Below are 20,888 nucleotides of genomic sequence, written 5' to 3'. Positions count from 1 at the left end.
GGTTGTAGCTCAGATGGTTAGAGTACCGGCCTGTCACGCCGGGGGTCGCGGGTTCGAGCCCCGTCAACCGCGCCACTTTCTTCAAAATGTTGACACTTGGACGACGCCTTCAACAGGGCGGCTCTTTATGAAGTTGTGGATCGCCCTGGAAACAGGAACCTGTTCGGCGAAAACCTGTTCGTTCACACTTTGTTCTAATTTTTCTATTGGAGACTCAGCGCCACTCGCCTATCTCTAAGAAACTTATTTGTTGGGGGCCGAAATGGCTGAGCTGAAGAATATCGAGGTGCGCGGCGCGCGCGAACATAACCTAAAAGGCATCGACGTGGATATTCCGCGCGATCAGCTGGTTGTGATTACCGGGTTGTCCGGTTCGGGCAAGTCGTCGCTGGCGTTTGATACCATCTACGCTGAAGGGCAACGTCGCTATGTCGAAAGCCTATCGGCCTATGCGCGTCAGTTTCTGGACATGATGGAAAAGCCTGATGTGGATCACATCAGCGGTCTATCCCCGGCGATTTCCATCGAACAGAAAACAACCTCCAAGAACCCGCGTTCGACTGTTGGCACGGTCACCGAGATCTACGACTACATGCGCCTGTTGTTTGCCCGTGCTGGCACGCCATTCAGCCCGGCTACTGGCCTGCCGATTGAGGCGCAGCAAGTTCAGGACATGGTTGATCGCATAATGACGATGGAGGAGGGGACGCGTGGTTACCTGCTTGCCCCTATCGTGCGAGATCGCAAGGGCGAATACAAAAAGGAGTTCCTCGAACTCCGCAAACAGGGGTTCCAACGCGTCAAGGTAGATGGCGAGTTCTACGAGCTGGACGAACCGCCCACGCTGGACAAGAAATTCCGGCACGATATTGATGTCGTCGTGGACCGTCTGGTCGTGCGTGAGGGTATGGAAACGCGGCTGGCCGACAGCTTGCGCACCGCTTTGGATCTGGCCGACGGTATCGCGGTTCTGGAAACTGCGCCCAAGGAAGGCGATCCGGAACGCATCACCTTCAGCGAGAATTTTGCATGCCCCGTCAGTGGCTTCACGATCCCTGAGATCGAACCGCGCCTGTTTTCGTTCAACGCGCCTTTTGGGGCCTGTCCGGATTGCGATGGGTTGGGGGTTGAACTGTTCTTTGACGAACGTCTCGTCGTGCCGGACCAGACGCTTAAACTGTATGATGGCGCGTTGGCACCATGGCGCAAGGGGAAGTCACCGTACTTTCTGCAGACGATTGAAGCGATCGCGCGTCACTATGATTTTGACAAGAACACGCCTTGGAAAGATCTGCCTGAAAAGGTTCAGCAGGTGTTTTTACGCGGTTCAGGCGATGAAGAAATCCAGTTCCGCTACGATGAAGGCGGAAGGGTCTATCAGGTTACGCGTAGTTTCGAAGGCGTGATCCCGAATATGGAGCGGCGCTATCGCGAGACCGACAGCGCCTGGATCCGGGAGGAGTTCGAGCGGTATCAGAACAACCGTCCCTGTGGCGCGTGCAATGGTTTCCGCCTGCGGGCTGAGGCTTTGGCCGTCAAGATGTCAGGCCTTCATGTGGGCCAGGTGGTCCAGATGTCGATCAGAGAGGCCTTGGCTTGGGTCGAGGACGCACCCAACCATTTGAATGCTCAGAAGAACGAAATCGCCCGCGCTATTCTCAAGGAAATTCGCGAGCGATTGGGATTCCTGAATAACGTTGGATTAGAGTATCTTACCTTGTCACGTTCAAGTGGGACTTTGTCGGGAGGCGAGAGCCAGCGCATCCGGTTGGCATCCCAGATTGGGTCTGGGCTGACGGGCGTATTGTACGTGCTCGACGAACCCTCAATTGGTTTGCACCAGCGCGACAATGACCGGCTGTTGGGTACGCTCAAGAACCTGCGCGATCAGGGAAATACGGTCATCGTCGTCGAACATGACGAAGAAGCGATCCGCGAGGCTGATTACGTCTTTGATATTGGCCCCGGAGCCGGCGTGCACGGTGGTCAGGTGGTCAGCCAAGGAACACCGGCCGAGATTGCGGCGGATGCAGCCTCGGTGACCGGGCAGTATCTGGCTGGGACGCGTGAGATTGCGGTGCCAGCCACGAGACGCAAGGGCAACAAGAAGAAAGTCTCGGTTGTGAAAGCGACCGGCAACAATCTGAAAAATGTCACTGCCGCGTTTCCATTGGCGAAATTTGTGTGTGTGACTGGTGTCTCCGGTGGCGGGAAGTCGACCCTGACCATCGAAACGTTGTTCAAGACCGCCTCGATGCGTCTGAACGGGGCGCGTCAGACGCCTGCGCCGTGCGAAACGATCAAAGGGTTAGAACATCTGGATAAGGTCATCGACATTGATCAGCGACCCATCGGGCGAACTCCGCGTTCAAATCCAGCGACTTACACCGGGGCTTTCACCCCGATCCGCGACTGGTTTGCCGGTCTGCCCGAGGCCAAGGCGCGCGGATACAAACCTGGTCGGTTCAGCTTTAACGTCAAAGGCGGACGATGCGAAGCATGTCAGGGCGACGGTGTCATTAAGATTGAGATGCACTTTTTGCCCGATGTTTACGTGACCTGTGAGACCTGCAAGGGCGCGCGATACAACCGCGAAACGCTGGAGATCAAGTTCAAAGGTAAGTCTATCGCCGATGTTCTTGATATGACTGTCGAAGACGCGCAGGAATTCTTCAAGGCAGTCCCGTCGATCCGCGATAAAATGGATGCCTTGGCCCGTGTGGGTCTTGGCTATATCAAAGTTGGTCAACAGGCGACGACGCTTTCTGGTGGTGAAGCGCAGCGGGTGAAGCTGTCGAAAGAGCTCAGCAAGCGATCAACCGGTCGAACGCTGTATATCCTGGATGAACCGACGACGGGATTGCACTTTGAAGATGTACGTAAGCTGTTGGAAGTGCTTCATGAACTGGTCGAGCAGGGCAATACTGTTGTCGTGATCGAACACAATCTGGATGTCGTCAAAACCGCTGACTGGATCATCGATATAGGTCCCGAGGGCGGAGATGGCGGCGGCCAGATCGTCGCTGAAGGTACGCCCGAGAAAGTTGCCGAGGCAGAACACAGTTACACTGGCCGTTACCTGAAATCGATGTTGAAGCCCAAGCGTGTTGCAGCCGAGTAGTTGTGGGCGCTGGAACTAGGCCAGCGCCCTCGAGCCTTTAGGCGGAAAGCATGGGTTTAGCGTTATGGGCCATTTGGATCGGAACCACAAACAACGCCAAGAAGCCGGAGTTCAAAACCACGTTGAACCACGCGCCTGCAAAGATTGACCCCGTACTGTCAATGACGAACCAGCTGATGAGGCCGTACATCATGATCCGTCCGCCGATTTCGGGATTTGTCGCGTAGACATGGTTGGTAACCTGCCAAGTTATCACACCCAATCCCGTCAACAAGCCGCCACTGATCGCCCCTAATAGAAGTTCACTGTCAGATGTGAATGTTTGTCTGCCATCAATTGGCAGATGTGCAAGGTCCAGAAACAAGCCAAAAAGTGAACCCAGTTGGAATGGCAGCGACAGAAACATCAGCACTCCAAAAGCAATGCAAATTGCTGATGCGCCCCGAAGCAGTTGTGTTGCGCGCGTATGTGTCATGTGTGATCTCCGTTTCGATTGTCTGTGCACAAGCTGCGGCCTTCGATGCGGTGAAACAATTACCTTCCAGGTAAGTGCATTCGCTTTTTGGCGTGTTACTTTGTTAATGCGAAAGAAAGGTCTGATATGAGTGCAGAGTTCGGCACGGCCCTGAAGGAATGGCGAACCACACGGCGCATGAGCCAACTGGAGCTGGGTTTAAGTGCGGGCGTATCCTCGCGGCACATTTCGTTTCTGGAAACTGGACGGTCTCGTCCCAGTCGCGGCATGGTGTTTCGGCTGTGCGATGAGCTAGAGGTGCCGTTTTCTGCCCGCAACACCTTGTTGACTGCAGCTGGACTAAGCCCGGCGTACAAAACGCGCGACCTTTCAGACGCTGACATGCGCCCGGTGCGTCAGGCGGTGGAATGGACGTTGAACCGGCATGATCCTTATCCGGGGTTTGCCTTGAACCGACATTGGGAGGTGGTTCAAATGAACAAAAGCGCCGGGTTGTTGCTGGGCGTCCTTGGCATTGGGCAAGGGGATAACATGATTGAAGCGCTGATAGACAATCCTGCAGTTCGGGGGGCTTTGCTGAACCACTCTGAAGTGGTGCAGCACATGATCTTAAGACTTCGGGCTGAAAACGCGCATGTCGGAACCGACCGCAAGCTTGAGGCGATGATCGACCGTTTATGCAGCGTTGCTGATGACGCACCGGTCCAGACGTCAATCAGACCCGCATTCATTCCGACGAGCTACCGGTTCGGGGACCGAACCTTATCCTTGTTTTCGACGATCAGTCAGTTCGGCACAGCGGAAGATATCGCCTTGTCCGAGTTGCGAATTGAACTGATATTCCCTGCTGATGACGAGACAAAGCAGTTTCTTGAGTCCGCTATCGTTAACTGACGCAGGCTGGAATTGTGTACAATTCGGCCGTAACCATGGCTCGCATTTACCGCCGCCCCCGTTTTTCGAACCGCGGCAACATCGCCGAAAAATCCTGCCCATTGCCGTCTTCGTTTTCGACAAACTGTTCGTAAAGCGCGGTTGCTGTCTGGCCCATAGGGGTGTCGGCATCGGCGCTGTCGGCAGCCTGTTGGCTGAGCCGTAGGTCTTTCAGCATCAGTTCCGCTGCGAATCCGGGTTGATACCCGTTGTCTGCCGGGCTGTTCGGGCCAATACCGGGGGCAGGGCAATACGCGTTCATTGTCCAGCTGTAGCCTGATGACGTGCTGACAACATCAAACATCTTCTGACGATCCAAACCCAACTTGTCGGCCAGCGCGAAAGCCTCGCAGGTTGCGATCATGGTGACACCGAGGATCATGTTGTTGCAGATCTTGGCCGCCTGTCCGGAGCCGGCCTCGCCGCAATGAACCGCCTTTTGGCCCATGATGTCGAACAGTGGATCAGCCTTGGCAAAGGCTTCCCCCGAGCCGCCTGCCATGAAGGTCAGGGTGCCTGCAGACGCTCCACCTATGCCACCGGACACAGGTGCGTCGACTGACAGCAACCCGGCAGAGGTCGCCTGATCGGCCACAGCACGCGCGCTGTCTACATCTACTGTCGAGCAGTCAATAAACACGGCACCCTGCTTCATGCGAGGTATGATCTGATCAGCCACCGTTCGCAGAATGGCCCCGTTGGGCAACATGGTGATCACGGCGTCCGTGTCTGCGACGGCCTCTGTAGCAATCTGAGCCTGTGTCACACCCTCAACAACCACACCGGCCGTGTCAAAGCCGCGAACCTGATGACCAGCTTTGGCCAGATTGGCTGCCATTGGCGCACCCATGTTTCCTAGCCCAATGAATCCGATTTGCATGCCTTATTCCTCCTCGAATGTCAGCGCGTCCGCACCCAGTGGCTGCAGCATTTTTGAAACGGCCGCCGCTGGAACGCTCAGGTCCGCGAACTGCCAGTTCGGGTTGCGGTCCTTGTCGATGATCTGGGCGCGGATGCCTTCCAGAAAGTCGCCATGTTCCATTGCCCGAGAGGTGAACCGGTATTCCATCTCCAATGCGCGGCGCATGGTTAGGGCAGGGCCGCGCAAACGGTGCAGCATTTCAACCGTGCAGGCCATCGACAAAGGCGCATTGCGCTGCAGCGCGTCTAACGTATTGGACGCGAAATCCCGATCGCTGTCCCTGAGGTTGATCAGTATGTCGCCAAGCGTTTCGCCGCCAAAGGCTTGGTCGATATCACTTTGCATGCTTGAGAGTTTACCTTCCGGCGGGGTTTCCGCATGGTCCTGCAGCAGGTCCGCGTTACCTGAGGCTTCCAGCATTTCGATCAGGTCAGACCAGTGCGCAAGCGGGATGAAGTGATCGGCAAACCCGGCGAGGATAGCATCCGCAGGTCCCATGCGATGACCGGTCATACCCAGAAACTCACCAAGTCTTCCGGGTGCCAGCGCCAGCATCAGCGTGCCACCCACATCCGGCACCAGACCGATCGAGCATTCGGGCATCGAGATTTTGGAGCTTTCGCCGACAATGCGATGATTACCATGACAGCCAACACCGACGCCGCCGCCCATGGTGAAGCCCTGCAAGAAACTGACCACCGGTTTAGGATATTCAAAGATTAACGCGTTCAGGCGATATTCGTCGCGCCAGAATGTCTGGCCAAAACCGAATTCTCCCTTGGTACCGGTTTCATACAGCTCGGCGATATCCCCGCCTGCGCAAAACGCTTTGTCGCCCTCGGCGTCTAATATGATCAGGTCTACCGCATCGTCCTCGCGCCAGTTGCGCAGGGCGGTATCGATGGCCATGCACATCTCATAAGTCAGTGCATTCAGAGCCTTTGGGCGCGTCAGGGTGATGCGCCCCGCACGGCCAGTCGTGCGGATATCGATGTCAGACATTGGGCCCTCAGCTCTCGGCAAGCATCTGTCGCGCGACGATCACGCGCATGATCTCATTAGTGCCTTCCAATATCTGGTGCACCCGCAGATCGCGCACAAGCTTTTCGATCCCGTAATCCGCTAGATAGCCGTAGCCACCATGTAGTTGCAAACATTGATCAACCACATTTGATCCGGTCTCGGTCACGAACTTCTTGGCCATGGCGCAGAACTTGGTGGCATCCAGCGCGCCCTGATCCAGTTTCCACGCCGCCTGCCGAAGGAACGTGCGGGCGGCCTGCAGCTCGATCTCCATGTCCGCCAGGCGGAACTGCAAAGCCTGAAACTGGTCGATGGATTTGCCGAAGGCTTTGCGCTCGGACATGTATTGCACCGTCATGTCCAAACCTGCCTGGGCTGCGCCCAGCGAACAGGATGCGATGTTCAAACGGCCGCCATCCAGGCCCATCATGGCGTACTTGAAACCGTCGCCCTCGGTTCCGACCAAATTGCCGGATGGAATCTTGCAATCGTCGAATTGCACTTGCGCTGTGGGTTGGCTTAACCACCCCATCTTCTTCTCTAAGGCGCCAAAGCTAAGACCCGGGGTGCCATCTTCGACATACACCGTGGAAATGCCCTTGGGTCCGTCCTGACCGGTGCGGACCATGCAGACATAAGCGTCAGAATACCCGCCGCCCGAGATAAATGCTTTGGTTCCGTTCAGCGTATAGCCTTCATTGGTGCGTTCTGCGCGGGTTTTCAGCGCTGCAGCGTCCGAGCCCGATCCGGGTTCGGTCAGGCAATAGCTTAGTACGGTGTTCATAGTCAGCACGCCGGGCATTATGCGGGATTTGAGGTCATCATCCGCAAAGCTGTCCAACATCTTGGCGCACATGTTGTGGATTGACAGAAACGCGGCAACCGAGGGGCAGGCCATCGACAATGCCTCGAACACCAGCGTTGCATCCAATCGGGTCAGACCGGATCCGCCGCCGTCTTCCGAGACGTATAGCGCCCCAAATCCAAGCTCTCCAATCATGGGCCACAGATCCTTTGGGATCGTGCCATCTGATTCCCACTGGCGGGCAAATGGGGCGATGTTTTCCTGCCCAAAAGCGTAAGCCATGTCAAAGATGGCTGTTTGTTCCTCGCTCAGCGCGAAATCCATAGCGCTCCCTCCCGTCGGCTAAGAATTGAACGGTTGTTTATTTCCCAATCGTTACAGAAATTTTGCAGGGTCAGCAATCGTTCGGCGCGAATTCATCTGGAAGTACTGCGCAGATCAACAAACCCTTAAAGATCGGCGTGAAATTCTTCGATCAGATGCCGAACAACTGCTTTGCCCGGATCCTCGTCCTTGGCCGCTGCCTCGGCATGAATACGGCGTTGACGGGTTGCGGAGGTGCCGTTTTCAGCAATCTGCCGTAAACGCGCGAGTTCTTTCATGGTGCCCAGGGCTTCGGAATCTTCGGCCAGAAGGCCCATTAAATCTCCGATCAGTTCGGCCATTGGTTTGATGGAACGGTCACCAAAATCGATGAGTCCTTCACCAACACCGTAGCGCTGCGCACGCCAGCGATTTTCACCGACCAAAAATCGATCATACTGACGCCAGCGCAGGTTGCGGTCTTTCAAGCGGCAAAGCATCCGAGTTAACGCCTGAACCAATGCAGCCAGTGACAGCGTGTGTTCTAAACGCGGCTGCACATCCATGATGCGGGTTTCAAGCGTCGGGAACCGGTGTGAGGGACGCAGGTCCCACCAGATTTTCGACGTATCTTCGATAACGCCCAAATCGACCAGAATTCCGGTTGTACGCTCGTATTCAGCCCAGCTGTCAAAGTCCGGCGGCAAACCGGTACGCGGCAGATTGTCGAATACAGTCAGACGATACGACGACAGCCCGGTGTCTTCGCCATTCCAGAAGGGGGAAGATGTAGACAAGGCCAGAAGATGCGGCAGAAAATAGGACAGCTGAGGCATCAGGTCTGCCCGCAGGGCCTGATCCGCAACGCCAACGTGCACATGCATGCCACAAATCAGCATTCGCCGGGCGACCCCGCCCAGCGCGTGTTGCAGCGCATCATAGCGTTCCTTGCGGGTGTGATGCTGATCCTTCCAGTTCGCAAAAGGGTGACAGGATACTGCGATGGGGCTCAAGTTATACGCAGCGGCATGCTCAGAGACACACGATCGCAGACGTTTCAGATCCTCGCGCGCACTGCTGATCGTCGTATGGGGGCGGGTGCCGACTTCGATCTGACATTGCAGGAATTCAGGGCTAACTTGACCTTCGAAATCGGACTGACAGGCATCCATCAGGGCTTCGGGTGCTTCGGTCAGTTGCAGGCTGTCGCGATCAACCAGCAGGTATTCTTCTTCGATGCCCAGCGTGAAATCCTGCTGCATTCGCGGACCTCCTCTTCCTGTGTCGGACCAGTGAATACGGAAATCAACGTTTTGCCAAGGGTTTGAGGTTCTGGTTCTTGCAGAGGCCGGGCAAGCAACGGTATGGAGCGACAGTCGCAAAGTACCAAATCGGAGCCTGCCGCGTGAAACCCAGAAAATTTCCACGGATCAACGCCGCCCTTGACCGGTTTGGTGTAAAGCTGGTCGACAAGGTCACGGAACGCGACGAACGCGCGCGGCTTGAGAGCTTTGAGCGGGCAGGGGGATTGACCAAACCTGCTTACGCCTTGTCTCCGGGCATGGAGAGCTTTGATGTCGGGCAACTGACCAAGGAATACCAGCAGCATGCGGACGCTCTGACCGCGTTGAAGGACCCGGCGCAGAACCAGACCGGATATCGCATCGGCAACGGATATTATGACAGCCCCGATGCGGATGCGTTGTATCTGATGGTCCGCAGGTATCAGCCAAAACGCGTGATCGAGGTCGGGTGCGGAAACTCTACGCGTGTCACCCGGCAGGCAGTCATCGATGGTCGTTTGCAAACCCAGATCACCGCGATTGACCCCTATCCACGCGCCGACATCGCCCACGTCGTCGATCAGTTTGAACAAAAACGGCTCGAAGAGGTCGACCCCGCGCTGTTCGATCAGCTTGAGGCCGGGGACATTCTATTCATCGATTCCAGCCACGTTGTGCGGATGAGCAATGATGTCGCCCATCTGTTTTGCCGGATCATCCCTGCGCTGAAGTCGGGTGTGGTGATCCATGTGCACGATGTTTTCTTGCCCTACGAATATCCCAAACGGTTTTTCTATGATTGCCCTGGCTGGGGCGAGCAGTACATGCTGCATGCTCTGCTGCAATCTGGTGGGTATTCAATGCTTTGGCCCGGGTTTTTCCTGCAACAGGCCCGCCCTGATGCCGTCAAAGCCCTGCCGTTTCTGCGCGATGGTCGCGCTCAAAGCATCTGGGTTCGGGTCAAAGAAGTTTGATCTAAAGTGATCCGGGTCTGAGCAAAGCCCGTAACCCTTTCCATAACAAGCTGGAGAGGAGAAGACAGCCATGTTCCGTCGTACATTTATGGGGGCCGCCGCCGCACTCGCATTTGCAATGCCACTGAAGGCCCAGGCCGCAGACATTGTCGACACCGCCGTTTCCGCAGGGTCATTTAACACATTGGTCGCCGCCGTTCAGGCCGCAGGCCTGGTTGATACGCTTAAGGGAAGCGGACCGTTCACTGTATTTGCCCCAACAGACGAAGCATTTGCTGCGCTGCCAGAAGGCACCGTGGAAACCCTTTTGCTGCCCGAGAACAAGGATCAGCTTGTTGAAATCCTTACGTATCACGTCGTACCGGCCAAAGTGATGTCCGGTGACATCGCTGGCAAACGTGCGAAGGTCCTGACTGTTCAGGGCGATCGGCTAAGCGTCAACGCCAGAAACGGTGTGAAGGTCAACGGTGCCGAGGTCGTTCAGGCCGATATCGAAGCCAGCAATGGCGTTATCCACGTCATCGACGCGGTTATCATTCCTGAATAAGACTGACGGCTTTGCAAACAAAAGCCCCGGTCCATTTGGCCGGGGCTTTTTGATTATACCAGTCGGACCTGCGTGCCGATTTGCACCAGAGGATACAATTCCTCGACATGCTGATTATACAGACCAATGCAGCCGGACGAACTTTGGCGTCCAATCTTGCGGGTGTCATGGGTGCCGTGCACCAGATAAGCCGGCCAATCCAGATACATCGCCCGCGTACCCAACGGGTTTCCAGGATCGCCACCTTCCATACGCACGGGTAGCTCTGGATCACGTTCCCGCATCGAGGCGGTCGGGGTCCAGCTGGGGAACTCTGTTTTGCGCACGACTTTGGTATAGCCGCGCTTGGTCAGCTCTTCGCTCATCGGGACCGAGCTGGGGTATAACTTGTACGAACCATCAGCCGCCCAATAATGCACCGCTCGGCTGGTGATGTCGGCCAACAAGCAGCCTACGCCAAGTTGATCGAAATGATCTTGCCAGTTTTGTTGAGAAAACGACGATACGTTGCGGCGCACCGGAAGCTGGGTGCTGATGGCTTCTTCCGTTTGTGGGAATGCATCGATGCTTTGCGCCCGGGCCAGAGACGGAACGGCCAAAGCCGAAGCAACGCCTAACAGGGCCTTACGGCGAGTAATACGAGAATTGGACACGTGAGCCTCCTCAAAGACCGCTCGGGTTTTGGTGCAATTTATGGCGTGTTGTGGGGAAGAGCCAGACATTCAACCTGAAATTTTCGTGAACTTACGATGAAATGAACGGAAATCCGCCGGTGCCGACGATGTTTCCCTTGTGTGCGGACATGAGGTTTCGATCTATCGGACACTTCAAAGACACGCATGCAGGCCTTTGAGTTTGTCGAGTTTCTTTATCGTTCTTACCTGATCATGGAACGAGAAAGGCCGCCCGATGAGGCGGCCTTCGGACTTGATGTGGCCGGAACCTTAGTCCATGGCCTTGAAGTTAAACTCGCCACCTTCTTTGATGCCCGACGGCCAGCGGGCCGTGACGGTTTTGGTGCGGGTATAGAACTTGAAGCTGTCAGCACCATGCTGGTTCAGATCGCCGAACATGGATTTCTTCCAACCGCCAAAGGTGTGGTAGGCCAGCGGTACTGGGATCGGTACGTTAATGCCAACCATGCCGATATTCACCCGGCTGGCAAAGTCACGTGCCGTGTCGCCATCGCGGGTAAAGATCGCGGTGCCGTTGCCATATTCATGATCCATGGCCAGTTTCAGCGCTTCTTCGTAAGATCCTGCACGTACAGTCGACAGGACGGGGCCGAAGATCTCCTGACGGTAGATGTCCATGGCAGGCGTCACGTGGTCAAACAAGTGTGGGCCAACAAAGAAGCCGTCCTCATAGCCTTGCAGGCTGAAGTCTCGGTTGTCGACAACCAGCTTCGCACCCTGTTCCACACCGGAATTGATCAGGCCCAGAATGCGCTCTTTGGCGGCGCCGGTCACAACCGGGCCCATATCCACGTCATCGCCAGACGTGTAGGGGCCGACTTTTAGCTTTTCGATGCGAGGCACCAGTTTTTCAATCAGGGCATCAGCAGTTTCGTCGCCCACTGGCACGGCAACAGAGACAGCCATGCAACGTTCGCCCGCCGCACCAAATCCGGCACCAACCAAAGCATCAGCGGCCTGATCCATATCTGCATCGGGCATCACGATCATGTGGTTCTTGGCGCCACCAAAGCACTGCGCACGCTTACCGTTCGCTGTTGCGCGGGAATAGATGTACTGCGCAATCGGGGTTGAGCCGACGAAGGACACACCCTGAATGATCTCGCTGTCCAGCAGGGTGTCGACGGCTTCTTTGTCGCCATTGACGACTTGGAATACGCCCTTGGGCAGGCCAGCCTCGACAAACAGTTCGGCCAGCATCAGCGGAACGGAGGGATCCCGCTCAGACGGTTTCAGGACGACAGCGTTGCCGCAGGCTAGGGCAGGGCCGACGTGCCACAGAGGCATCATGGCGGGGAAGTTGAACGGCATGATAGATGCCACAACACCTAGTGGCTGGCGCATCGAGTACATGTCGATGCCAGGTCCGGCACTGTCTGTATACTCGCCTTTCAGCATCTGAGGTGCGCCAATGCAGTACTCGATCACTTCCAGACCACGCTGAAGATCGCCTTTGGCGTCTGGGATGGTCTTGCCATGCTCGCGGCTCAACGCTTCGGCCAGCTTTTCCATATCACGGTTCATAAGGCCAACCATCGCCATCATCACGCGGGCGCGCTTTTGGGGGTTGGTTGCGCCCCATGCGGGTTGGGCTATAGCAGCCTGTTCAATGGCGGCCGTTGTTTCTGCGGCGCTGGCCATCGGGCATTTGTACTGAACTTCGCCCGTTGCCGGGTTGAAGACATCGTCAAAACGGCCAGAAGCGCCAGCGACGTACTCGCCATTGATGAAGTGGGTCAGGTCTTGCATCGAATTCTCCTCCGATAAAGTTGGCCGCAGAATAGGCTTGCAGAAATCCCGGGAACAGAGGCAATATCCCAAAAGAGCTTTGCAAAAATGCAAAAGAGACTGGGATGAACCCGAATTGGGATGACATACGAATCTTTCTGGCCGTCGCGCGAGAAGAAAGCCTGTCCTCTGCGGGGCGCATCCTCAAGATTGATCCTGCAACGGTGGGTCGGCGCATTGCCCGGCTGGAAACGACGCTGGACGCGTTGCTGTTCACCAAATCCCAACAGGGCTATGTGCTGACGGCGGCCGGAGAGCGATTGCTGGAACATGGGCTGCAAGCTGAAGAGGCGATGCGCGCTGCGGCTGGTGCCATGACTGGATCAACCAAATCGTTAAGCGGCCAAATCAGGATTGGGGCCCCAGATGGCAGCGCCAATTACCTGCTGCCACAGGTTTGTGCAAAGATCAGTGACGCGAACCCCGATCTGGATATTCAGATTCTGGCCTTGCCCCGGATCATCAACCTGTCACGACGCGAGGCGGATATGGCCGTCACCGTCAGTGCACCCACGGCCGGTAAGTTGTTGGTCAAAAAGATCAGCGACTACAAACTGCATATGGTTGCCACACAGGACTATCTGGACCGCAAGGGTCCAATTCAGTCGGTGGCGGACCTAAGTCAGCACCGTCTGATTGGCTACATTCCCGACATGATCTTTGACCGCGAGCTGGACTATCTGAACGATATTGGCGTTGACCGTGTCGCGCTTGCATCGAACTCTGTCTCGGTCCAGCTGCGGCAGGTGTCGTCAGGGACCGGCCTATGTGTGGCACATGACTTCACGCTACCTTTTCATCCGAATCTGCAGAAAATCCTGACGGATCAAGTGAGTTTGACCCGAAGTTTTTATCTGGTCAGGCATCAGGGGGATCAGCGCAACGAGCGGTTGAACCGCTTCGCCGAGGCCCTGACACGCGGTATCCGCGACGAGGTGGCGCGGCTGGAAGCCGCTGCCGAAACTTGACAGGTCACGACAATCGCGCAACGCTTTGTAAAACAGTACGTTATTCCGGAGGTTTTTCCCTATGCTTGTTCAGGCCATTCTCAAGTCAAAGGCAGCGGATGGGGTCGTGACAGTCGGTTCGACAGCCACAGTTTCCGAAGCGGCAAAGGTACTGGCAGAAAAACGCATCGGCACGGTGGTCGTCTCAGACGATGACGGGCAAACGGCTGCTGGGATTTTGTCTGAGCGCGATATTGTCCGCGAACTGGCCAAAAGTGGCAGCGGTTGCCTGACCCAGCCAGTAAGCGCCTACATGACAGTGAAGCTGGTAACCGCGACCCGCCAGACAACCGTTCAGGACATCATGTCTCGTATGACCGAAGGTCGTTTTCGCCATATGCCCATCGTCGAAGAAGGCAAGTTGGTGGGAATCGTGACCCTGGGAGATGTGGTCAAAGCGCAACTGGCAGAACTTGCTATGGAGAAAGATGCGCTTGAAGGCATGATCATGGGGCACTGACAACAAGGGCCTTGTTTGAGGCCCCTTGCAGCCGCAGCAGAGTTGTGTTTGCTTGCGCAGAAATTTTATTGCGCAGGAGGGCGCGATGCGGGTTGGATTGTATCCTGGAACTTTTGATCCGATCACCCTGGGTCATATCGACATTATCCGTCGCGCGTCGGCCTTGGTGGACAAGCTGGTGATTGGTGTCGCCATCAACCGCGACAAGGGCCCGCTGTTTGCGCTGGAAGAACGCGTGGCCATGATTGAGGCGGAATGCGCGCATCTGTCTGAGCAGACACAAACGGAAATTGTCGCCCATCCATTCGAGAACCTGCTGATTAACTGTGCCCGAGACGTCGGTGCGCAGATCATCGTGCGTGGCCTGCGGGCTGTGGCAGATTTTGAATACGAATTTCAGATGGTTGGCATGAACCGGGCTTTGGACGACTCGATCGAGACGGTATTCCTGATGGCCGAGGCGCGGCATCAGGCCATCGCTTCGAAACTGGTCAAGGAAATCGCGCGGCTGGACGGGGACGTGTCGAAATTCGTCACGCCCCGCGTCAATATAGCATTGCGCGAGAGGTTAGGTTAGGGCGCCCATCGCGGCGGCTGTGTCCAGCATCCGGTTCGAAAAGCCCCATTCATTGTCATACCACGCTAGAACGCGCACAAGCGTGCCATCCGTGACTTTGGTTTCGGCCAGCGAAACGGTGGAGCTGTGCGCGTCGTGGTTGAAGTCCATGGACACAAGCGGTCGCTTTTCCGCCGCCAGGATACCTGGAATCTTTGCAGCGGCTTCGACAAACAGCGCGTTTACTTCGTCTTCGGTGGTGGGGCGCGAGACCTCAGCGACCAGATCGACGACTGAGACATTTGGCGTTGGCACACGAATGGCCTGACCGGTCAGCTTGCCGGCCAGCTGCGGCAGAACCAAACCAACAGCCGAGGCCGCACCGGTGGTGGTCGGGATCATGGACAGGGCTGCCGCGCGCGACAAATAGGGGTCTTTGCCTGCAGTGTCGTGCACCGGCTGACTTGCCGTGTAGGCGTGAACCGTTGTCATATTGCCGTGCAGGATGCCCAAACCGGCATCCAGTGCCGCTGCAACAGGCGATAGGCAGTTTGTTGTGCAAGATGCGTTCGACACAACGGTGTCTGCTGCAGTCAGCTCGTGATCGTTAACGCCGAAGACCACCGTCTTAACGCCGCCATCGCCCCGCGCTGGCGCCGAAATCAGAACTTTCTTTGATCCGTTTTCAAAGTGACGCTCGGCCGCTTCGCGCGTGCGGAAAACGCCGGTACATTCCAGAACCACGTCCACATCGGACCAATTCAGCGCTTCAGGGTCCCGCTCGCTGGTCAGGCGGATCGGACCTGCGCCCACGTCCAGACCGGCCTCGGTCAGGGTGACCGGCTTGCTGTAACGCCCGTGCACACTGTCGAATTCAAACAGATGAGCGTTCATCTCGGGCTTCGCCAGATCGTTGATCGCGACGATTTCCACATCTGTGCGGTCCGATTCCATGACCGCGCGCAAAACACCACGCCCGATCCGTCCAAAGCCGTTGATTGCCAGTTTGAGTGTCATGGTGCGCTCCGTCTGAATAGCCTGTTGGCATCGGTTAAAGTGTAGTTAGCGCTAACAAGATCAGATAAGCGGAAAAGTCAAGCGAAACCTCTGTCATCGCCAGAACGCAAGCCAGTCCAGAAAGGCGTAAAGTTTTTTGCTAAGAAACAACAAATGCTCGGGTCCGAACATTGCGTAGTCAATCATCATACCACCAATAAGCAGTATTCCGAGCCAGATGGCGATTTGATTTGTCATCCTGTCCCCGAACGAAAACGCCCGCCCAGATAACCTGAGCGGGCGAAGCTGTTCAAGCGATCACGGGAAAGTCAGTTAAGACGACCCATGGCAACGGCCACATCGGCCATACGGACCGAGAAGCCCCATTCGTTATCGTACCAGGCCAGAACGCGCACCATGCGGCCATCGACGACGCGGGTCTGGTCGGGTGCGAAGATTGAGCTTTCTTCGGTGTGATTGAAATCTGTCGACACCAGCGGTGCGGGCTCGTAGCCCAGAACGCGTTGCATCGGACCTTGAGCGGCTTTCTGTGCAATCGCGTTCACTTCCTCGACGGTCACGTCGCGCGCAGCGCGGAAACTCAGATCAACAGCGGATACATTTGGCGTCGGTACACGGATTGCAGATCCGTCCAGACGACCTTTAAGATTCGGCAACACTTCTCCCAGCGCGGCGGCAGCGCCTGTAGTGGTGGGGATCATTGACATTGCAGCCGCGCGGGCGCGGTACAGGTCGCTGTGGCGACGGTCCAATGTCGGCTGGTCGCCGGTATAGGCGTGGATCGTGGTCATGATGCCGTGTTCGATGCCAATACCTTCGTCAAGAACCTTGGCAAGCGGTGCAAGGCAGTTCGTGGTGCAAGAGCCGTTGGACACCATGTTGTCATTGGCGGTCAAGCTGTTGTGGTTCACGCCAAAGACGATGGTCTTGTCGACGTTGATGCCCGGTGCCGACAGTAGAACTTTTCGTGCGCCACGCTCCATGTGGGTTTTGGCTTTGCGCCCATCGTTGAACTTGCCGGTGCATTCCAGAACGACATCGCAGCCATCCCAGTCCAACTCATTCATGTCATAGGTCGAAAACATCTCCATCGGGCCGCGGCCCAGGTCCATGGTGTTGCCGTTGATGGATACGTCGCGTGGAAAACGCCCATGGATACTGTCGTATTTCAGCAAGTGCGCCGAGGTTTCCAAAGGTCCGGTCGCGTTCACCTTGATCACTTCAATGTCGTTTCGCGCCGATGCGGCGATGTGCGACAGGGTACAGCGGCCAATCCGACCAAAACCATTAATACCGACCTTGATGGTCATCTGACGTCTCCAAATGCGCTTGCTTTTCACGCCATATAACGGCGAATGGGGAATCTCAAAAGGGCAAAAATGGCATATTTTTAAGGTGTTAGCGCAAACCTACCCCGGTTGCGCTAACGCTTGCGCTAGCCGTGGGATCAGGTAGGTTCCAGATGCGACAGGTGACAGGAAAGGACGCGCGATGAGTGGTCTGTTGGCCCTTTTGGACGATGTGGCGGGAATCGCCAAGGTTGCGGCGTCTTCTGTCGACGATGTTGTTGCAGCAGCAGGAAAGGCGGGGGCCAAGACTGCGGGTGTCATTATCGATGATGCAGCGGTGACACCGAAATACGTTCAGGGATTCGCGCCAGCACGGGAGTTGCCGATCATCTGGCGCATCGCTCGTGGTTCCGTGTTCAACAAGATTGTTCTGCTTTTGCCGGTTGCGTTGTTGCTGGCCAATTTTGCGCCCTGGCTCATTACGCCTTTGTTGATGATCGGGGGATCGTATCTGTGTTTTGAGGGGGCCGAGAAGATTTTCCATGTGTTGTTCCCACATGGCAGTCACGTGATCGAGGAAGACTTAAAAAACCCCGACCCGGGACATCTGGAGGAACAGAAGGTCAAAGGCGCGATCAAAACGGACTTTATTCTGTCAGCCGAAATCATGACGATCGCGCTGGCGGCAATTGAGGCGCCGAATATATGGATGCAGGCCGCCACGCTTGCGGTTGTAGGTCTTGGCGTGACACTGGCCGTCTATGGTTCGGTCGCCCTGATCGTGAAAATGGACGATGTCGGGCTCTATCTGGCCAATAACGCGCCAACTCCAATTGGGCGCGGGTTGGGACGTGGGTTGGTCAAGGCAATGCCTGGCGTCATGAAGACGCTGTCAATCGTCGGTACGGCCGCGATGCTATGGGTCGGTGGCTCCATCATCATTCACGGAATGGAAGTTCTAGGCTTTGGTTGGCTGGGGCATCATATCCATGACCTGGCTTACGCCGTTGGCCATTCGGTTTCCGCCCAATGGGAAGGGTTTGTCGAATGGACAGCCAAGGCCACGATGGATGGTATTTTCGGGCTGGCATGGGGACTGGCGCTGATTCCAGTCGCGACGAAGATCGTCGCTCCGATGATGTCCCGCAAATCCGACTCGCACTAGCAATGCGGAACCAGTCCGGCATGGCTGACCGCCCAATTATTCGGATCGTCTCTGGGCCAAGCCCAACACAAAAGGGGATGCATAACGCCGCCGCCGACGGTTTCGCCCTAGCCGTCTCAAGCATAAGCGCCGCTGCTGACTTGTTGCCATTCGACTCTGAAGCTCTCTTTGGCGTTTTGCATTTTCGTTTGCACTCAGCCGGACAGGCCCGAAAACGCCGAATATGGTTTGGCGGGCGGATGTTCAACAGGTTCAGTGGTCAATCAGCAGACTACATCCTGCTATCAGGCGCGCATCTGAGACAGGTGTTTTCGGCGGCAGGGATCGAAGCACCCGAGTTTATTGTCGCACGTGGCCAATATGAGCTGCGGGTTGACTACGCCCAGCGTGCCTATGATGCACTGAAGGGGCAAGCGGGAGCGGCGGCAAAATAGAAAAGGGCGGCAAGTGCCGCCCTTCCGATTAGTCGCACCAGGTAGGCAACTAGCCCAACAAGTCTTTGACCTTGGCAACTGTCGCCTCTGCGGTGATACCGAAATGCTTATACAGCTCACCGGCCGGCGCGGATGCGCCAAAGCTCGACATGCCGACGAAATCCGACTTGGTCTCGCGGCCCCGCTCACCCAGCAGCCAGCGATCCCATCCGCCAGCGCGCACCGCGGCCTCGATACCAACACGGACGGCACCGCCCGGCAGAATGCGCTTGCGGTAGGCGTCATCTTGTTCGGCGAACAATTCCATACATGGCATGGAAACGACACGCGTGCCGATGCCTTCGGCCTCGAGCATTGCTTTGGCTTCCATGGCCAGCGACACTTCTGAACCGGTTGCGATCAGGATGGCCTGACGCTTGTTATCGGCCTCGGCAAGAACATAGGCACCCTGGGCGGTCAGGTTCTTGGTTTTGTGTTCTGTGCGCACGGTCGGCACGCCTTGGCGTGTCAGCGACAGGACCGAGGGGCTGTCCTTGAACGTCAGCGCCAGTTCCCAGGCTTCGGCGGTCTCGATCGTATCAGCGGGGCGGAACACATAGGTGTTCGGCGTTGCCCGCGAGATCGCCAGATGTTCGACTGGCTGGTGTGTTGGGCCGTCTTCACCCAAACCGATTGAATCGTGTGTCATCACGAACACGCTGGGCACCTTCATCAACGCAGCCAGCCGCATGGACGGGCGGGCATAGTCGGTAAACGCCATGAATGTCCCGCCATAGGGGCGGATACCACCATGCAGAGCCATGCCGTTCATCGCTGCAGCCATACCGTGTTCGCGAATCCCGTAGTGAATGTAACGACCCTTGCGATTTTCCGGCAGGAACACGCTCATATCGGCCGATTTGGTGTTGTTCGACCCGGTCAGGTCTGCTGAGCCGCCAACTGTTTCGGTCATGATCGGGTTGACGACGTTCAGAACCTTTTCCGAAGACGCACGGGTGGCCAGTTTCGGCTGATCTTCCGACATCTGCTTTTTGAACGCGCGGATGGCACCGGCCAGCTTTCTGGGTGCGTCAAACGCATAAGCGCGGTTGAACTCACCCTGCTTGCGCTCGGACAATTGCGAGAAACGCTCTTCCCAGGCGGCACGTTCATCCGCACCACGGGCACCAATGGCTTCCCATGCCGCTTTGACGTTGGCGGGAACCTCGAATGCGTCGTGAGGCCAGTCATAGGCCTGTTTCGCAGCTTTCAACTGATCCTGATCGGTCAGCGCGCCATGCCCCTTGGAGGTGTCCTGAGCGGCGTGGCCCAAGGCGATGTGGCTTTCGCAGGCGATCATGGTCGGCTTATTCGACTTTTTCGCCCGGACAATGGCCGCGTCGATTGCTTTGGGATCATGGCCATCAATCTCGATGACGTGCCAGCCCGAGGCTGCAAAGCGGCGCACCTGATCTGTGCGATCGGCCATGTCGACGGTGCCGTCGATGGTGATGTTGTTGTTATCCCAGAAAACAATCAGCTTGCTCAGCTCGTGACGGCCCGCAAGGGTGATCGCTTCCTGGCTGACACCTTCCATCAAACAACCGTCGCCTGCGATCACATAGGTATAATGATCGACAACCTTCTTGCCGTAGTGCGCGCGCTGGATTTCTTCTGCCATGGCAAAGCCCACAGCGTTGGAAATGCCCTGACCCAATGGGCCCGTGGTGGTTTCGACACCGTTGATCAGGAAGTTTTCCGGGTGGCCAGCGGTTTTGGCTCCCATCTGGCGGAAGTTCTTGATTTCTTCCAGTGTTACATCCGCGTTACCCGTGAGGTACAGCAGCGAATAAACCAGCATCGAACCATGGCCTGCGGACAGAATAAACCGGTCGCGGTCTGGCCAATTTGGGGCTGAAGCGTCGAATTTCAGATGCTTTTCGAACAATACTGTTGCGACATCAGCCATGCCCATGGGCATACCGGAATGGCCGGAATTGGCAGCGGCGACGGCATCAAGGGTCAGGGTGCGGATGGCCGCAGCTTTGTCCCAGTGTTCGGGGTTGGCATTGCGCAGCGCAGTCAGGTCCACGGGCGTTGTTCCTTCGGGTT

General features: G+C 56.5%; 20 protein-coding genes. 9 read left to right on the top strand and 11 right to left on the bottom strand.

Going from position 1 to position 20,888, the window contains the following annotated elements; translation table 11 throughout:
• Positions 1-262 precede the first annotated feature (262 nt).
• Positions 263-3,121 (top strand): excinuclease ABC subunit UvrA, encoded by a 2,859-nt coding sequence (gene uvrA / locus Q1B21_RS13640; protein WP_299890090.1) that lies wholly within the window; start codon positions 263-265, stop codon positions 3,119-3,121.
• Between the two features lie 37 nt (positions 3,122-3,158).
• On the opposite strand, the gene Q1B21_RS13635 is transcribed toward uvrA, so the two are convergent.
• The gene (locus Q1B21_RS13635) at positions 3,159-3,596 is read right to left on the bottom strand and encodes an excinuclease ABC subunit A (RefSeq protein WP_299890088.1); all 438 of its coding nucleotides are present in this window, start codon (positions 3,594-3,596) and stop codon (positions 3,159-3,161) included.
• 126 nt (positions 3,597-3,722) lie between these two features.
• Between Q1B21_RS13635 and Q1B21_RS13630 the strand changes: the two genes are divergently transcribed.
• Positions 3,723-4,490, top strand: coding sequence for a helix-turn-helix transcriptional regulator (locus Q1B21_RS13630; RefSeq protein WP_299890086.1), 768 nt, complete (start codon positions 3,723-3,725; stop codon positions 4,488-4,490).
• Between the two features lie 46 nt (positions 4,491-4,536).
• Here the strand turns inward: Q1B21_RS13630 and mmsB are convergent, their stop codons facing one another.
• From mmsB to Q1B21_RS13610, 4 genes are all read right to left on the bottom strand, one after another.
• Positions 4,537-5,409, bottom strand: coding sequence for a 3-hydroxyisobutyrate dehydrogenase (gene mmsB, locus Q1B21_RS13625; RefSeq protein WP_299890084.1), 873 nt, complete (start codon positions 5,407-5,409; stop codon positions 4,537-4,539).
• A gap of 3 nt (positions 5,410-5,412) precedes the next feature.
• Positions 5,413-6,453, bottom strand: coding sequence for an enoyl-CoA hydratase/isomerase family protein (locus Q1B21_RS13620; protein WP_299890082.1), 1,041 nt, complete (start codon positions 6,451-6,453; stop codon positions 5,413-5,415).
• Positions 6,454-6,460: 7 nt separating this feature from the next.
• Positions 6,461-7,603 carry an acyl-CoA dehydrogenase family protein gene (locus Q1B21_RS13615; protein ID WP_299890080.1) on the bottom strand — a complete coding sequence of 381 codons (1,143 nt, stop codon included), beginning with the start codon at positions 7,601-7,603 and terminating at the stop codon, positions 6,461-6,463.
• 125 nt (positions 7,604-7,728) lie between these two features.
• Entirely contained in the window at positions 7,729-8,844 is a 1,116-nt protein-coding gene (locus Q1B21_RS13610; RefSeq protein ID WP_298935736.1) for a carboxylate-amine ligase, read from the bottom strand.
• A gap of 143 nt (positions 8,845-8,987) precedes the next feature.
• On the opposite strand from Q1B21_RS13610, the gene Q1B21_RS13605 reads away from it, so the two are divergent.
• On the top strand, positions 8,988-9,839 hold the full coding sequence (locus Q1B21_RS13605; protein ID WP_299890078.1) for a class I SAM-dependent methyltransferase: 852 nt from the start codon (positions 8,988-8,990) through the stop codon (positions 9,837-9,839).
• A 70-nt stretch (positions 9,840-9,909) separates the two neighbouring features.
• A complete protein-coding gene (locus Q1B21_RS13600) occupies positions 9,910-10,386 on the top strand; it encodes a fasciclin domain-containing protein (protein ID WP_298935734.1) in 477 nt (158 codons plus the stop codon).
• Between the two features lie 53 nt (positions 10,387-10,439).
• Here Q1B21_RS13600 and Q1B21_RS13595 read toward each other — a convergent pair whose 3' ends face one another.
• Both Q1B21_RS13595 and Q1B21_RS13590 read right to left on the bottom strand, forming a co-directional pair.
• Positions 10,440-11,039, bottom strand: coding sequence for a L,D-transpeptidase (locus tag Q1B21_RS13595; RefSeq protein ID WP_298935733.1), 600 nt, complete (start codon positions 11,037-11,039; stop codon positions 10,440-10,442).
• A gap of 291 nt (positions 11,040-11,330) precedes the next feature.
• A complete protein-coding gene (locus Q1B21_RS13590) occupies positions 11,331-12,830 on the bottom strand; it encodes a CoA-acylating methylmalonate-semialdehyde dehydrogenase (RefSeq protein WP_299890075.1) in 1,500 nt (499 codons plus the stop codon).
• A 104-nt stretch (positions 12,831-12,934) separates the two neighbouring features.
• Between Q1B21_RS13590 and Q1B21_RS13585 the strand changes: the two genes are divergently transcribed.
• From Q1B21_RS13585 to coaD, 3 genes are all read left to right on the top strand, one after another.
• Positions 12,935-13,837, top strand: a complete 903-nt coding sequence (locus tag Q1B21_RS13585) for a LysR family transcriptional regulator (RefSeq protein WP_298935731.1) — start codon at positions 12,935-12,937, stop codon at positions 13,835-13,837.
• Between the two features lie 61 nt (positions 13,838-13,898).
• Positions 13,899-14,336 carry a CBS domain-containing protein gene (locus tag Q1B21_RS13580; protein WP_299890072.1) on the top strand — a complete coding sequence of 146 codons (438 nt, stop codon included), beginning with the start codon at positions 13,899-13,901 and terminating at the stop codon, positions 14,334-14,336.
• 85 nt (positions 14,337-14,421) lie between these two features.
• Positions 14,422-14,913, top strand: coding sequence for a pantetheine-phosphate adenylyltransferase (gene coaD, locus Q1B21_RS13575; RefSeq protein ID WP_298935727.1), 492 nt, complete (start codon positions 14,422-14,424; stop codon positions 14,911-14,913).
• On the opposite strand, the gene gap (Q1B21_RS13570) is transcribed toward coaD, so the two are convergent.
• The 3 genes from gap (Q1B21_RS13570) to gap (Q1B21_RS13560) all read right to left on the bottom strand — a co-directional run bounded on the left by gap (Q1B21_RS13570) (position 14,905) and on the right by gap (Q1B21_RS13560) (position 17,219).
• Positions 14,905-15,909 (bottom strand): type I glyceraldehyde-3-phosphate dehydrogenase, encoded by a 1,005-nt coding sequence (gene gap / locus Q1B21_RS13570; RefSeq protein WP_299890070.1) that lies wholly within the window; start codon positions 15,907-15,909, stop codon positions 14,905-14,907. The two genes, coaD and gap (Q1B21_RS13570), sit on opposite strands and share 9 nt — an antisense overlap.
• Positions 15,910-16,002: 93 nt before the next feature.
• On the bottom strand, positions 16,003-16,146 hold the full coding sequence (locus tag Q1B21_RS13565; RefSeq protein ID WP_299075088.1) for a hypothetical protein: 144 nt from the start codon (positions 16,144-16,146) through the stop codon (positions 16,003-16,005).
• Between the two features lie 71 nt (positions 16,147-16,217).
• A complete protein-coding gene (gap, locus tag Q1B21_RS13560) occupies positions 16,218-17,219 on the bottom strand; it encodes a type I glyceraldehyde-3-phosphate dehydrogenase (protein WP_298935724.1) in 1,002 nt (333 codons plus the stop codon).
• Between the two features lie 181 nt (positions 17,220-17,400).
• On the opposite strand from gap (Q1B21_RS13560), the gene Q1B21_RS13555 reads away from it, so the two are divergent.
• Together Q1B21_RS13555 and Q1B21_RS13550 are read left to right on the top strand one after the other, a co-directional pair.
• On the top strand, positions 17,401-18,363 hold the full coding sequence (locus tag Q1B21_RS13555) for a DUF808 domain-containing protein (RefSeq protein ID WP_299890067.1): 963 nt from the start codon (positions 17,401-17,403) through the stop codon (positions 18,361-18,363).
• Between the two features lie 20 nt (positions 18,364-18,383).
• Complete coding sequence (locus tag Q1B21_RS13550) at positions 18,384-18,797, top strand: hypothetical protein (RefSeq protein WP_299890065.1); 414 nt, start codon at positions 18,384-18,386, stop codon at positions 18,795-18,797.
• A gap of 49 nt (positions 18,798-18,846) precedes the next feature.
• On the opposite strand, the gene tkt is transcribed toward Q1B21_RS13550, so the two are convergent.
• Complete coding sequence (gene tkt, locus Q1B21_RS13545; RefSeq protein ID WP_299890063.1) at positions 18,847-20,868, bottom strand: transketolase; 2,022 nt, start codon at positions 20,866-20,868, stop codon at positions 18,847-18,849.
• Positions 20,869-20,888: the final 20 nt, after the last annotated feature.

The sequence above is a fragment of the uncultured Ruegeria sp. genome, from assembly GCF_947504215.1.
In the GTDB taxonomy this organism is placed as follows: domain Bacteria; phylum Pseudomonadota; class Alphaproteobacteria; order Rhodobacterales; family Rhodobacteraceae; genus Ruegeria.
Note: the sequence above shows the minus strand (reverse complement) of the source record. Positions and strands in the feature narration are given on the sequence as shown.